Raw genomic sequence first — 13,208 nt, forward strand, 5'->3', positions numbered from 1 at the left:
AGGCGTGCAACAGTTCCGCACCACCGGCGGGAGTCCAACGGCGCTGCCAGAGTGGGCCGGTACGGGAGGACCGGGGCGGTTTCGTCGATACGTTCACCAATTGCTCACATCGGCCCCGCATCAAAGGGGGTTACGTGAGGTTTCGGGAGGCGGATAGCCTCCTTGGACAGGTGCGCCGGCTCGGGCGGGGCCGGGATTCGGCGGCCCGCGGGGCGGGCCGCGACGGGGAGGGATCGTCCCATGCGGGTGACCGTGACGGTCGTACAGCAGGGAGCGGACGCGCAGGACGTCGTCGTCACGGCGGACGACAGCGCGACCGCGCAGGACGTGGCCGCAGCACTGGCCAGGGCCACCGGAGTCGTACCGCCGCCGGGCAGGGGCGGCGGGTCGGGCGGCACCGTCGTGGCCTTCCCCGGCACCGCTCCCGTCCCCTCACCCGCCACCGGTACACCGCAGTTGTGGGCGGACGGCGTCGGCTGCGACCCGCAGGCGCCGGCCGCGGCGGTGCTGCGGGACGGCATGCGGGTCACCGTGGACGACTCGATCGGCCCCTTCATGCGGGCCGGAGAACCCTCGGGGCGCTACGAGTTGCGGGTGTGCGCGGGTCCGGGCGCGGGCCGGGTGGCGCGACTCGGCCTTGGTACGGCGACCGTCGGGTCGGGTCAGCGCTGCACCGTGTCCGTCCCCGACGACACCCTGCCGGCGCTGGCCGCCCGGGTGTCGGTGGGCGCCGACGGCAGGGTGACGCTCGCGGCCGAGGCGGACGCGGGGCTGACCCTGGAGGGCGACCCCGTCGCGGTCGAGCGGCAGTGGCCGACAGGTGCGCAGGTCAGGGCGGGCAGCACCGTCATGGTGCTGGACGTGCCGAGCGAGTCGGACGCGCACCTGTCGCCGATGGGCGAGGGCGGCCTGGCCTACAACCGGCCGCCGCGGCTGAAGTCCCTTCCGCCGCGCCCGCGTCTGTATGTGCCGCAGCCGCCGGGAAAGACCGAGTCGGCCAGATTCCAGACGATCGCCGCGCTGGTGCCGCTGGTATTCGGGTTGGCCATGTATTTCATGGTGCAGCAGGTGTACATGCTGCTGTTCTGCGTGATGAGCCCGGTGATGCTGCTCGGCCAGTGGATCAGTGAATCGCGCGAGGGAAAGAAGCGTAACCGCAATACCGCCAAGCAGTACAAAGCCGATCTTGCCGCCCACGAAATCACCCTGGAGGCCGCGCGGTTGACCGACCGGGCGGAACGGCGGGCGGCATTCCCCGACGCGGCGGAGATCCTGCTCTTCGCGACCGGGCCGCGCCGCCGGCTGTGGGAGCGGCGGATCACCGACCCGGACGCGCTGCGGCTGCGGATCGGCGTCGCCGACCTGCCCGCCGACATCGAGCTGCAGCCCGCGGGCCACCTCCCCGAGGGCGCACCGCACCCGGTGCCGCCGCAGGTCAACGACGTGCCGGTGCCGCTCCCGCTGCCCGAACTCGGCGTCGTCGGGGTGGCGGGGACCCGCGACAGGGCGCTGGCGACCGCCCGCTGGCTGGTGGCCCAGGCGGCCGTCCTGCACAGCCCGCGCGACCTGTCGATGGTGCTGCTGTCGTCGGAGCCTGACGCCGACCAGGCGTGGGGCTGGGCGCACTGGCTGCCGCACCTGGCACCCCAACAGGGCCAGGACTGCGTGGCGTTGGTCGGCACCGACGGCGAGGCCACGGCCCACCGGATCACCGAGCTGCTGCAGGAGCTGAACCGCCGCAAGGCCGACGCGCTGGCCGCTTCCGGCGGCGGGCGGATGCGCCCCGACCCGTACGTCCTGGTGGTGCTGGACGGCGCCCGGCTGCTGCGGCGCACCCCCGGCATACCCCAACTGCTGCAGGAGGGACCGCGGTTCGGGATGTACGCGCTGTGCCTGGACCAGGACGAGCGGCTGCTGCCCGAGGAGGTGCGGGCGGCCGTGTGCTGGTCGCCGCAGGACGGCAGCCGGGTGCATGTGCGCGGCGCCGGACTGGAAGTGCTCGGCGACGTGCTGGCCGACCAGGTCGGCGGCGACTGGTGCCACCTGGTGGCGCGCTCGCTCGCCCCCGTACGCGACGTCAGCCGCGACGACGCCGACAGCGCGCTGCCCACCTCGGCGCGGCTGCTGGACCTGCTCGGCATGCCGGACCCGACCGGCGGGGACGTCGCGGCGGTCTGGCAGCGCGGCGGGTCGAGCACCGCCGCCCCGATCGGCGTCGGCGCCGACGGCACCTTCGTGCTGGACATCCGCAGGGACGGCCCGCACGCGCTGGTCGCCGGCACCACCGGCGCGGGCAAGTCCGAGCTGCTGCAGACCGTCATCACCTCGCTGGCCGTGGTCAACCGCCCCGACGCGCTCAACTTCGTGCTCATCGACTACAAGGGCGGCAGCGCCTTCCAGGACTGCGCCCGGCTGCCGCACACCGTGGGCATGGTCTCCGACCTCGACGCGCACCTGACCGAACGCGCCCTGGCGTCGCTGGCCGCCGAGTTGCACCACCGCGAGACGGTCCTGTTCGCCGCGGGCACCAAGGACATCGAGGACTACAACGACGCCCGGGGGCTGCGCTCCGAGCTGGAGCCGATGCCGCGACTGGTGCTGATCATCGACGAGTTCGCCTCGCTGGTCGCGGAACTCCCCGACTTCGTCGCGGGGCTGGTCGACATCGCCCGCCGCGGCCGCTCCCTGGGCGTGCACCTGGTGCTCGCCACGCAGCGCCCGGCCGGCGTGGTCAGCGCCGACATCCGCGCCAACACCAACCTGCGCATCGCGCTGCGGGTCACCGACGCCGACGAGTCGCGGGACGTCATCGACGCCCCCGACTCCGGCGCCATCGCCAAGTCCACACCGGGCCGCGCCTATGTGCGCTCCGGCGCCCAGTCGCTGGTCGGCGTGCAGTCGGCGCGGATCGGCGGGCGCCGGCCCGCGCGCGGGCAGCAGCGCGCCAAGGCGGGCGTGCAGCCGCTGGGCTGGACCTCGCTCGGCCGGCCCCTGCCGCGCGGCTCGGACGACGACGGGGACGACGGCACCATGGTCACCGACCTGGCGGTGCTGGTGGACGCGATCCGGGACGCCGCCGAGCTGCTGGGGCTTCCGGCGCCGCGCAAGCCCTGGCTGGACCCGCTGCCCGAGCAGGTGACGGTGGAGGAACTGGCGGGGGTGGCCGGGTCTTCCTCCGGCGGTGCGTCCGGGGGCAGTGCCTCCGGCGGGAGTTGGCAGGACGTGCCGCCGGTCGCGTACGGGCTCACCGACCTGCCCGCACAGCAGGCCAGGACGCCGCTGGCGGTGGACGTCGTGCACGGCGAGCACGTGCTGATCGTCGGCGGCCCGCGCTCGGGGCGGTCCACGGCGCTGCGTACGTTCGCCGGTTCGCTGGCCCGCGGCTCGTCGCCGCAGGACGTGCACCTCTACGGCATCGACTGCGGCGCCAACGCCCTGCTGCCGCTGGTGAGCCTGCCGCACTGCGGCGCCGTCGTCACCCGCGACCAGCCGGAGCGGCTGGCGCGGCTGCTCGACCGGCTCTCGGCCGAGGTGTCGCGGCGCCAGCAACTCCTGGCGATGCGCGGGGCGTCGAGCGCGGCCGAGCAGCGGGCGATGGCCGCGAACCCCGAGGAGCGGCTGCCGTGGATGGTGCTGCTGCTCGACAACTGGGAGGGCTACACCTCCACCTTCGAGGCGTACAACTACGGCAAGCTGGTCGAGGGCGCCAACCGGCTCTTCCGGGAGGGCGCGGCGGCCGGGCTCAAGGTCGTCATGACCGCGGACCGCTCCGGGTTCAACGGGCAGATCTCCTCGGTCTTCGCCGACAAGCTCATCCTGCGGATGGCCGACCCCAACGACTACACCACCGGCGGCCTGTCGTCCCGCGAGGTGCCCAAGGCCATGCCGTCAGGGCGCGCGCTGCGGCCCACCGACCGCGGGGTGCAGGAGAGCCAGATCGCGCTGCTGGCGCCCGAGCCGTCGGGCCAGGCGCAGGTCGAGGCGCTGCAGCGGATCGCACGCGGCGCCACCGAGCGCTACCGCCGGCTGCCGCGCCGCAACCGGCCGATGCGGGTGGACCCGCTGCCGCCGCGCATCACGGTCGCCGAGGCGATGGCTCTGGAGCCGGACTTCACCCCGCCGTCGCCGCTGTGGGCGCTGCTGGGCGTGGGCGGCGACGAACTCCAGCCGCTGGGCGTGGACTTGCAGGAGTCCGGTCCGGGGTTCGTGATCGCGGGGCCGCAGAAGTCGGGGCGGTCCACGACGCTGATCGCCGCGGCCCGCTCGGTGCTGGCGCGCGGGGTGCCGGTGGTGCTGGTCACCCCGCGCCGCTCGCCGCTGCGTGAACTGGCCGGCGCCGACGGGGTGCTGGGTGTGCTGGGCGCCGACGCGAGCCAGGACGACCTGCGCGAGCTGACGGCCAAGGCGGAGGGCGGGCCGTATGTCGTGGTCGTCGACGACGGCGAGCTGATCTACGACACCCCGCTGGACGCCGCCCTTGAGGAGGTGGTCAAGTCCGGTCTGGACGGCGACCACGCGCTGATCGCGGCGGGCAACGCCGACCAGATGGGCTCGCAGTACCGCGGCTTCCTGGTCGAGGCGCGGCGCTCGCGCAACGGCCTGCTGCTCGCCCCGCAGGGCTCGACGGAGGGCGACCTGTTCAACGTGCGGCTGCCACGGGACGTCGGCGGCGGCCCGACCGGCCGCGGACTGCTGGTGCGCGGCGGGGAGCTCGTGCAGATCCAGGCGGTCGGCCTGGACTGACCCCGGGCTCGGGGGACTTCCCCGCGACAGCGCGGAAAAGCGAAGGGGCCGGACGACCGGGGGTGTTCCCGGGTCCGGCCCCCTGCGTATCGCGCCTTCGGTGCGGATACGCGGCCGCGAGCGCTCGCGCGCTCAGCGGGTGGCAGCCTCGATGTTGTCCGCGTTGGTGCTGGCGGACTTCTGGGCGTCGTGGAGCGTGGCGACGAACTTGTCGAAGGTGGGCTTCAGCTGTGCCCATTCGCTGCGGAAGCGCTCCGCGGCCGGACCCTTCCAGTAGCTGTCGCTGCTGCTCGTCGCGCTCTGCAGGTGCCCGATCAGCGTGCCGAGGTTGCCCGCCTCCGTGTTGAACTTCGTTGACAGGTCCCGCAGTTGCTGAATATCAGCGCCGTGGATGGACATATCTAGCCTCCCCGTATTCTCAGGACTTCCGCGGGTCTTCGGCCCGCCCGAGGGACGCTAGCGCAACAGGGCCACGAATGCAGTAGTAGCTTCGGAAGCCCCGCCACCGCTACACACCTGTAGCGCGGCAATGACACGACCGGGACGCACAACTCCGGCTTCCCGCCTGCCTTCCCGCCTCCGCGCCGGGTCGCCCGACGGGGCGTCAGCTGCTGGGCAGCCCGGTGCGCGAGAAGACGTCGGTCGTGCCGCCGGTCCACTGCACGGTGAGCGTCTTGCCGTCGGCGGCGAGCACCCCGTGCCCGGTGGTGCGCTCGGTGTCGCCGTCCATACAGGTCAGTGTCAGCGCGATGCCGTCCCGGTCGGTGTATCCCCCGCCGCACAGATGCGTACTCGTCAGGGCCGCCTTGCCCTTGCCGAGGACCAGCTGCACCTTCGTGGTGTCCTGCGTCGCGAGCCACACGCCTTCCACGGTCTGCGTCGCGTCGCCGCTCCCCGCCGACTCCACCGGCGTCGTGGCCGTGGCCGTCGGCTCCTGCACCGCGGAGGTGGACCCGGACGGCGTCGGCTGCCCGCCCGTCGCGCTCGCGCTGCTGGTGGCCGTCGGCTTCTTCTCCCCGTCGTTGTCGCCGCTGCTGCAACTGCTCAGCGCCAGCACGGCGGCGACCGCCACCGCGGCGATTCCCGATCTTGTGAACGTCGGACGCACTGTGCTCCCCCATGACGCGATACGAATCCAGCGACGGCAAGCTACCAGCAGGCCAGGACAGTGTGTGCGCGCCCGCCCGCCCTGCCGGCCGCGACCCGCCGCGTACCGTCCACGCAGCCCCGACGCCCCCGGCAGGCCCGGACTGCCGCACCCCCGCGATCCCCCTCGGCGCCGCCATTTATCACCGACCCCTCACAGCACCCTCACCCCGATTCCGCACCCTCCGCACCGCCCCCGCCAGGCGCCGCGGGCCCCCGCATCCGCGCCCCTCCGCTTGTGCCGCCCACCCCCGCCCGCCGGGTGCCGCCGTACCCTCGCCGGGCGTCATGCCGGGGTCGCGTGCTGCGGCTCGCGGGCCACCTCCCGCAGGAACCGCTCCAACGTGTCGCCCCACGCGTCCGGCTGGTCCCACGGGACGAGGTGGCCGGCGTCGGGGATCTCGGCGTACCGGCCGCGGGGCAGCACCCGGACCATCTCCTGGGCCTCCGCGCGGCCCAGCTCCCCGTCCAGCCCGCGCACCACCAGGGCGGGGCAGCCCACGGCGGCCAGCTCGTCCCAGTGCGCGTCCCGTATCCAGTGGTCGCGGGAGCGCAGCAGATGACGCGGGGCGTACTGCGGGCGCCATCCGTCCTCGTCCTCCACCATGACCTCGGCGAAGAAGTCGCCCCGCACCGGGTCCGGCGGGTCGGCCCACGGGTCCTGCTCACCGAACCAGCGGCGGGCGTCCCCGAGCGTGGCGAAGGGCAGCGGCCAGGACCGCGTCCAGTCCTCCCACTCGCGCTGGCCCGCCTCTCCCAGCGCGACGGCCCGCATGTCGCAGATGACGACCGCGGCGACCAGGTCGGGCCGGTGCGCCGCGAGCTGCCATGCGGTGAGCGCGCCCGTGGAGTGGCCGACCACGGTGACCGGGGCCAGGCCGAGCTGCTCGACGGCGGCGACGGCGTCCGCGAGATACGCCTCGGTCGAATAGGGACCCTCGGGCCGCTCGCTGTGCCCGTGCCCGCGCTGGTCGAGCGCGACCGCGCGGTAGCGCGGTGCCAGCCGCCGGGCGGTCGCCGCCCAGTGCGAGGCCCGGCCGAGCAGTCCGTGCAGCAGCAGGACGCCGGGGCGGTCGGCGGGACCGGCGCCGCCCCCGGGTTCTGCCACCGGCTCGGCGGCGGTGCGGGCGACGGTGGCCGCCGCCGCGTAGTCCCAGGCCGCGAGGCGCGTGCCGCCCGCTCCCGTCACCTCGAAGCGCAGGGTCGTGTGCTGGTCCACGTGCTGCTTCATGTGCCGCACCCCCTTCCTTCCGGTCGTCGTCCGTCCTCGATCTGGCTCCTTGGGCCTTCCAGAAACCACGCTATCGAACTTTTATTCGAACAAGGGGCTCACGCGCCCAACACCGCTCGTTCGAGTGACAACGCTCAAGGATTGACGGACCGGGCCGAGGGGAGATCTTCAGCGGGGCGCGGCACGAAGGGGAAGCGGGTCGCGGGGAGGCACTGGGAAGCTCGGGGTCCCGGCTCCTCCGTGGGGGTCCCCATGGGGAGGGACGAGGGAGGGAAAGGCCGCCCCGGCGCCGTCGTCACGGCGCCGGGGCGGCCCCTCTCCTCTGCGTATCCCGTACGTCTTTGCTCTGCGTACCTCGTACCTCGTACCGCCTACCGCCTGCCGCCTGCCGCCTGCCGCCTGGAGCTACCGCCTGGCGACGAAGACGTGCGAGGCGACGTCGGCGTCGAGCTCGGCGGCCTCGCCGCCGCTGCCGACCAGCACACCGCCGGGCGCGGTCGTGACGCTGACCACGGCACCCGGCTGCACACCGGCCCGCCGCAGCGTGTACATCACCTGCGCGTCGGTCTGGATCGGCTCGCCGATCCTGCGGACGACCACACTGGCCGCGGCCGTACCGGGCCGCAGGTCGTTCAGGCTGACCATGCCGTCCTCCAGGAAGGGGTCGGCCTCGCCCTTCTCGCCCAGCTCCTCAAGGCCCGGGATCGGGTTGCCGTACGGCGACTCGGTGGGATGCCGCAGCAGTTCGAGCACCCGCCGCTCCACGGCCTCGCTCATCACGTGCTCCCAGCGGCAGGCCTCGGCGTGCACCTGCTCCCACTCCAGGCCGATGACGTCGACCAGCAGGCACTCGGCGATGCGGTGCTTGCGCATCACGCGGGTCGCGGTGCGGCGGCCTTCCTCGGTCAGTTCCAGATGGCGGTCACCGGCCACGTGCAGCAGCCCGTCCCGCTCCATCCGCGCCACCGTCTGGGAGACCGTCGGGCCGCTCTGGTCGAGCCGCTCGGCGATTCGGGCGCGCATGGGGACCACACCCTCCTCCTCCAGTTCCAGGATGGTGCGGAGATACATCTCCGTCGTGTCGATCAGTCCGGACATGCGCGCCCCTCGTTCATTCGTGCGTGGCCCTGAACCAATTCTGACGCATGCCACCGACAACCGGCCCCGCCGCGAGCGCCCGCCCTCCCCGCGGACCGCAGGAAAGCGCCCCGCGGGGGCGTTCGCGCGGCCCGCCCGGCCCGCGCGCACCCGATTCTTGACACCGGCTGCGCGTCGGCCCCACGGTGATCCGCATGACTGAGCCCCGCGAGGACCTGGCCGACCGGTATTTCGAAGCTGCTATCGGCCTCCTGCGCCGGGTGCGGGACGAGGAGTCGGACGCGATCGGCGCCGCCGCGACCGCCGTCGCCGACGCCGTCGCGGACGGCGGCCGGATCTTCGTCTTCGGTGCGGGGCACTCCTCGCTGCCCGCCCAGGACGTGGTCTACCGGGCCGGCGGCCTGGCCCTGATGAACCTGCTGGCCGTGCCCGGCGTCGTCGGCGTCGACGTGATGCCCGCCACCTTGGGCAGCGCCCTGGAGCAGGTGGACGGCCTGGCTGGCGTCGTGCTGGCCACCAGCCCGGTCCGGCGCGGCGACGTGCTGTTCGTGATCTCGCTGTCCGGCCGCAACGCCCTGCCGGTGGAGATGGCGCAGAACGCCCGCGCGCTCGGCCTGACCGTCATCGGCGTGACGTCCGTCGCCTACGCCGAGCAGACCAGCTCGCGGCACGTGTCGGGCACCTTCCTCAAGGACCACTGCCACATCGTGCTGGACTCCAAGATCGCGGTCGGCGACGCGGTGCTGTCCGACGACGCCATTCCCGCGCCGTTCGCTCCGGCCTCCACCGTCGTCACCAGCGCCCTGATGCAGGTGGTCGTCGCCACCGCGGCCACCGACCTCGCCGCTCGCGGCGTCACCCCGCCCATGCTGCGCTCGGGCAACGTGGACGGCGGCCACGAGTGGAACGCGCAGATCTTCGAGCAGTACCGGGACCGGATCTTCTTCCGCCACTGAGCCCGCGGGGGCCGCGGCGGCCCGGCGCGCAGCGCGGGGTTCGCGACCAGTCCGCCACTGAGGCTGCAGGGGCCGCCGGCCAGCCTGGCCGCAGGGTCCCGGCGCCCCGCGCCGCGGGTCAGCGCTCCCCCGCGAGCCCCGCCAGGTCGAGCGCCGCGGCGACCCGCGCGGCCACGTCCTCGGCGTAGGCCGCGTCGGCGCGGTCGAAGAGCCGGCGGCCCGGGCCGCGCAGGAAGGTGAGCGCCCCGACCGTACGGCCGCGGCTGCGCAGCACCGCGACCAGCCCGTGCACCGTTCCCGGCGGCCAGCGCCTGGCAGCCGCCCATTCGTCGGCCCTGGTGCCGCCGCTGTCTTCTCCCGCGGGTTGCGGTCCGAAACTCGTCCGTACGGTGCCGATCCGCTCCAGCGCCTGGAGGGCGGGGTGCGCGGGCGGGTAACCCACCGGGATGCCGCTTTCCGCAGCTCCCGGCGTCAGCTCGCAGGGACCGGGCTCACCCGTGGGGGTGGCCGCGATCCGGATCAGGCGCTCGGCGTCGTCCGCGAGGTCGAGCAGCGCATGGTCGGCGAACCCGGCCAGGGCGAAGTCCAGCTGCAGTGCGGCGGCCTCCAGGGCGGTGCCGCACTCGGCTGCCGCCCGGTCGGCGCGGTGGAGCTGCTGGTAGCGGAATCTGACCTGTGCCGCGTCGGTCTCGGTCGCCTTCTGCCGGGTGATGTCGATGAACAGCCAGCCCACGCCCAGCGGCACCGGCTCCTCGCCCAGCGGTGAGCCGAGCCGGACGAATCCGCTGCGCCAGCAGCGCCGCCGGTGCTCCGGGTCGGCGCTCAGCGCCAGCCACAGGTCGGCGGTGGCGGGCGGCGCCCCCTCGGCGAGGACATGCTGCAGGGCGTTCTCCAGCTCCTCCACGCCGAGGGTGAGCAGGTCGCCCAGCGGGCGCCCCAGCACCTCGTCCCTGCCGGTCTGGAGCATACGGGCGGCCCGCGCGTTGACCACGGCGGGCCGCAGGTCGGCGTCTATCAGGACCACGCCCCACGACGCGTCGGTGAACAGCGCCTCGCTGAGCGCGATGGACCGCTCCAGGTCGATCTGCACATGCACCTCGGAGAAGGCGCAGTAGACCCCCGCGGGCCGCCCGTCGGCGCCCTGCACGGCCGCCGACTGGGTACGCACCAGCACCCGACGCCCGTCCTTGGTCAGCAGGGCGAACTCGTGCACATGGCGGCCGGGGGAATCCATCGCCCCGAGCAGCCGCTCCTCCACCTCTGCCGCGTCGGAGGCGCGGGCCGCCCACCCGGCGAAGCCGCGCCGCCCCACCGCGTCGCCCGCGCTCCAGCCGAGGATCCTGGCCGCCTCGGCGTTCCAGTGCGTGATCACCCCGGCGCGGTCGAAGGCGCACAGGCCCGCCTCCATGCCGTCGAGCAATGCCGCGAGCAGCTGCTCGTCGCCCTCGTGCCCCTCGGCGCCCGCCGGGGCCGGAACCCCCGCTGAGCTGCCGCTGTCGTCGTCACCGCTGCCGTCGCCCAGCGGTTTGGGTTGCGCATCGAAAGGCTGCACGTCACAACATTCAACCCTCGTGTGGGCTGCGTCACACGCTTTTTACATAAATCAGTTGTGCTGCTCCAGGTCGGGTTCTTAATGTTGCGGCACACACGAAGGGAGGTGGTCTGAAGCATGAGTTGCAGTCGGACACGTGAGGTGGCTGCGGGCTAGCTCCGCGCACTGGGCGTGCGCGATGCGCGCCAATCCCACGCAGTTCACCCGACCCGCGGGCTCGTCGGACTTGTCCGGCCGGTGCTCGGAGCCGCAAGGCTCCGGGGAGCAGCCCGCGGGTCGTTCGTTTTCACGGCTCCAGCCGCTCCACCGACCAGCCGCCCGCCTCGCGTACGTACCGCAGCCGGTCGTGCAGCCGGTTCTCACGGCCCTGCCAGAATTCGACGCTCGCCGCGTCGACCCGGAAGCCGCCCCAGAAGGGCGGTACAGGCACCTCGGTGCCCTCGGGCCAGCGCGCGGCCAGCTCCGCGTACCGCTTCTCGATCAGCGCCCGCGAGTCGACCACGCTGGACTGCTCGCTCGCCCATGCGCCGATCTGCGAGCCGTGCGGTCGGCTGCGGAAGTACGCGGCGGTCTCCTCGGGCGAGACCTTGGTGACGGGGCCGCCGACGATGACCTGGCGGGCGATCGCGTGCCAGGGGAAGAGCAGCGAGGCCCGCGGGTTGGCGGCCAAGGCGCGGCCCTTGCGGGACCCGTAGTTGGTGAAGAAGACGAACCCGCGCTTGTCGTAACCCTTGAGCAGGACGGTCCGCGAGCTGGGCAGGCCCTCGGCGTCCGCGGTGGACAGCACCATGGCGTTCGGCTCGGCCATGATGCCCGCCTCGGTCGCGGCCACGGCGTCGGCGAACCAGCGCGCGAACTGCGCGTACGGCTCGGCCGCCAGGTCGTCCTCGCTGATGCCCGTCGTCCGGTAGCGCTTGCGCATGGCGGCCGGGTCGGACCGGCTCTGCATGTCGTCGTGTGGTTCTCGCACCCGCCCATCCTTGCAGTGCCCGCGGGGGCCGGTGTGCGGGCGTCGCACGGGCGGTGTGCGGCATCTCACGGGCATCCCGCGCTTTCTGACATGTCCACATGCCGCGAGAATGGCTGGTCCGAATGGAGCAGGGTGCGCACTCCGGTGACGGGGCATGACCGGAGTGCCGCCGCGCGCATCGACCGCATCTAGAGGAGCCGCCGCATGTCCGACTTCGTACCCGGGCTCGAAGGAGTCGTCGCCTTCGAGACGGAGATCGCAGAACCCGACAGGGAAGGCGGGTCGCTGCGCTACCGGGGCGTCGACATCGAGGAACTGGTCGGGCATGTGAGCTTCGGCAACGTGTGGGGCCTGCTGGTCGACGGGCGGTTCGACCCGGGGCTGCCGCCCGCCGAGCCCTTCCCCATCCCCGTGCACTCCGGTGACATCCGGGTGGACGTGCAGTCCGCACTGGCCATGCTCGCGCCGGTGTGGGGCCTGCGCCCGCTGCTCGACATCGACGCCGAGGAAGCCCGCGACGACCTCGCGCGCGCCGCCGTCATGGCGCTGTCGTACGTCGCCCAGTCCGCGCGCGGACAGGGCAGGCCGATGGTGCCGCAGCGGGAGATCGACAAGGCGCAGTCCATCACCGAGCGCTTCATGATCCGCTGGCGCGGCGAGCCGGACCCGCGGCATGTCGCCGCCGTGGACGCGTACTGGACGTCGGCAGCCGAGCACGGCATGAACGCCTCCACCTTCACCGCCCGCGTCATCGCCTCCACCGGCGCGGATGTGGCCGCCGCCTTGTCCGGCGCGGTCGGCGCCATGTCGGGGCCGCTGCACGGCGGCGCCCCCTCCCGCGTCCTCGGCATGATCGAGGAGATCGAGCGCACGGGCGACGCCGAGGGCTATGTGAAGTCCGCGCTCGACAAGGGCGAGCGCCTGATGGGCTTCGGGCACCGCGTCTACCGCGCCGAGGACCCGCGCGCCCGCGTCCTGCGCCGCACCGCCCGCGAACTGGGCGCCCCCCGCTTCGAGGTGGCCGAGGCGCTGGAGAAGGCGGCCCTCGCCGAGCTGCACGAGCGGCGCCCTGACCGGGTCCTGGCCACGAACGTCGAGTTCTGGGCGGCGATCATGCTGGACTTCGCCGAGGTGCCCGCGCACATGTTCACGTCGATGTTCACCTGCGCCCGTACGGCCGGCTGGTCGGCCCACATCCTGGAGCAGAAGCGCACCGGCCGCCTGGTCCGCCCCTCGGCCCGCTACATCGGCCCCGGCCCCCGCAGCCTCCACGAAATCGAGGGCGACCCGACCACCCTGTCCTGACCCCGGCTCCCCGACGCGCGCCGACCCGCAACCGGCGCGCGAAGCCGCTTCACGCGGTCGGCCCGGCGGGACCGGCCGGCCGCGGCGCGCGCGAGGCGGCCTGACGCGGTCGGCCGGCGGAGCCACGACGGCCATGTCCTGACGGCGGCACGGCACGGGTCCGCGCGGCCTGCCCGCCCCGATCCATCACGGCGCGCGCGAGGCAGC

9 protein-coding genes are annotated in these 13,208 nt (G+C 73.6%); 3 read left to right on the forward strand and 6 right to left on the reverse strand.

The window, feature by feature from the left end; all coding sequences use genetic code 11:
• Positions 1-240: 240 nt before the first annotated feature.
• On the forward strand, positions 241-4,743 hold the full coding sequence (locus JT723_RS26685; protein WP_205047350.1) for an FtsK/SpoIIIE domain-containing protein: 4,503 nt from the start codon (positions 241-243) through the stop codon (positions 4,741-4,743).
• 132 nt (positions 4,744-4,875) lie between these two features.
• Here JT723_RS26685 and JT723_RS26690 read toward each other — a convergent pair whose 3' ends face one another.
• From JT723_RS26690 to JT723_RS26705, 4 genes are all read right to left on the reverse strand, one after another.
• A complete protein-coding gene (locus tag JT723_RS26690; protein WP_205047351.1) occupies positions 4,876-5,142 on the reverse strand; it encodes a WXG100 family type VII secretion target in 267 nt (88 codons plus the stop codon).
• Between the two features lie 205 nt (positions 5,143-5,347).
• Positions 5,348-5,851, reverse strand: coding sequence for a hypothetical protein (locus JT723_RS26695; protein ID WP_205047352.1), 504 nt, complete (start codon positions 5,849-5,851; stop codon positions 5,348-5,350).
• Between the two features lie 324 nt (positions 5,852-6,175).
• Entirely contained in the window at positions 6,176-7,120 is a 945-nt protein-coding gene (locus JT723_RS26700; RefSeq protein WP_205047353.1) for an alpha/beta fold hydrolase, read from the reverse strand.
• Positions 7,121-7,525: 405 nt separating this feature from the next.
• On the reverse strand, positions 7,526-8,218 hold the full coding sequence (locus JT723_RS26705) for an iron-dependent transcriptional repressor DtxR (RefSeq protein ID WP_205047354.1): 693 nt from the start codon (positions 8,216-8,218) through the stop codon (positions 7,526-7,528).
• 194 nt (positions 8,219-8,412) lie between these two features.
• Here JT723_RS26705 and JT723_RS26710 point away from each other — a divergent pair, with 194 nt between their 5' ends.
• Positions 8,413-9,174, forward strand: coding sequence for an SIS domain-containing protein (locus JT723_RS26710; protein WP_205047355.1), 762 nt, complete (start codon positions 8,413-8,415; stop codon positions 9,172-9,174).
• A gap of 118 nt (positions 9,175-9,292) precedes the next feature.
• Here the strand turns inward: JT723_RS26710 and JT723_RS26715 are convergent, their stop codons facing one another.
• Together JT723_RS26715 and pdxH are read right to left on the reverse strand one after the other, a co-directional pair.
• Positions 9,293-10,726 (reverse strand): PAS domain-containing protein, encoded by a 1,434-nt coding sequence (locus tag JT723_RS26715; protein ID WP_372441385.1) that lies wholly within the window; start codon positions 10,724-10,726, stop codon positions 9,293-9,295.
• A 286-nt stretch (positions 10,727-11,012) separates the two neighbouring features.
• Positions 11,013-11,675, reverse strand: a complete 663-nt coding sequence (pdxH, locus tag JT723_RS26720) for a pyridoxamine 5'-phosphate oxidase (RefSeq protein ID WP_205047394.1) — start codon at positions 11,673-11,675, stop codon at positions 11,013-11,015.
• Between the two features lie 225 nt (positions 11,676-11,900).
• Here pdxH and JT723_RS26725 point away from each other — a divergent pair, with 225 nt between their 5' ends.
• Positions 11,901-13,001, forward strand: coding sequence for a citrate synthase 2 (locus tag JT723_RS26725; protein ID WP_205047356.1), 1,101 nt, complete (start codon positions 11,901-11,903; stop codon positions 12,999-13,001).
• Positions 13,002-13,208: the final 207 nt, after the last annotated feature.

This window comes from Actinacidiphila bryophytorum (assembly GCF_016916835.1).
Lineage (GTDB): Bacteria > Actinomycetota > Actinomycetes > Streptomycetales > Streptomycetaceae > Actinacidiphila > Actinacidiphila bryophytorum.

Coding starts and splice junctions, on each gene's coding strand:
- JT723_RS26685 (WP_205047350.1), top strand. CDS start 241: ATGCGGGTGACCGTGACGGTCGTACAGCAGGGAGCGGACGCGCAGGAC.
- JT723_RS26700 (WP_205047353.1), bottom strand. CDS start 7,120: ATGAAGCAGCACGTGGACCAGCACACGACCCTGCGCTTCGAGGTGACG.
- JT723_RS26705 (WP_205047354.1), bottom strand. CDS start 8,218: ATGTCCGGACTGATCGACACGACGGAGATGTATCTCCGCACCATCCTG.
- pdxH (WP_205047394.1), bottom strand. CDS start 11,675: ATGCAGAGCCGGTCCGACCCGGCCGCCATGCGCAAGCGCTACCGGACG.
- JT723_RS26725 (WP_205047356.1), top strand. CDS start 11,901: ATGTCCGACTTCGTACCCGGGCTCGAAGGAGTCGTCGCCTTCGAGACG.
- JT723_RS26690 (WP_205047351.1), bottom strand. CDS start 5,142: ATGTCCATCCACGGCGCTGATATTCAGCAACTGCGGGACCTGTCAACG.
- JT723_RS26710 (WP_205047355.1), top strand. CDS start 8,413: ATGACTGAGCCCCGCGAGGACCTGGCCGACCGGTATTTCGAAGCTGCT.